Genomic DNA, 418 nt, shown 5'->3' with positions numbered 1-418 from the left:
TCCTCGCGCAGGTCCAGCCAGGACTTGTAGGTGATGCCTTCGCCGGCCACGGCCCAGCGCCGCACCACGTCGGCGTCGTCGCAGACCAGCGGGCCGCGTACCGGAACCACGCTGCGGCGCCCGTCCACCTCGAACGACCAGCGATCGTAGGCGCGGCCATTGAGTTGATAGACCAGGCAGTCGTGCTCGCGCAGATCCTCCAGGCGCGTGGGCGGGCCACGCCGCTGCAGGTAGCCGGGCGAGGCGGCCAGCACGCGCCGGTTGCCTTCCAGCAGGGGAAGGGCTACGTAGTTGGCGTCATCGAAGTGGCCGATGCGGATGGCCACGTCGACCGGTTCGAGGAACACGTCGGCGACCTCGTCGGACAGGCGCAGGTGCAGGCGCAGCCGCGGGTGCGCGGCGCGGAACGCGCTCAGCC

1 protein-coding gene is annotated in these 418 nt (G+C 71.3%); it reads right to left on the bottom strand.

Annotation, left to right across the window (positions count from 1 at the left end; all coding sequences use genetic code 11):
• Positions 1–418 (bottom strand): substrate binding domain-containing protein (locus I6F21_RS38120; RefSeq protein ID WP_225184434.1); only part of this gene is annotated, 418 nt, incomplete at both ends.

Source organism: Bradyrhizobium sp. NBAIM03 (assembly GCF_020194055.1).
Classification (GTDB): Bacteria; Pseudomonadota; Alphaproteobacteria; order Rhizobiales; family Xanthobacteraceae; genus Bradyrhizobium; species Bradyrhizobium yuanmingense.
This window is presented reverse-complemented; position numbering and strand designations above follow the sequence as displayed.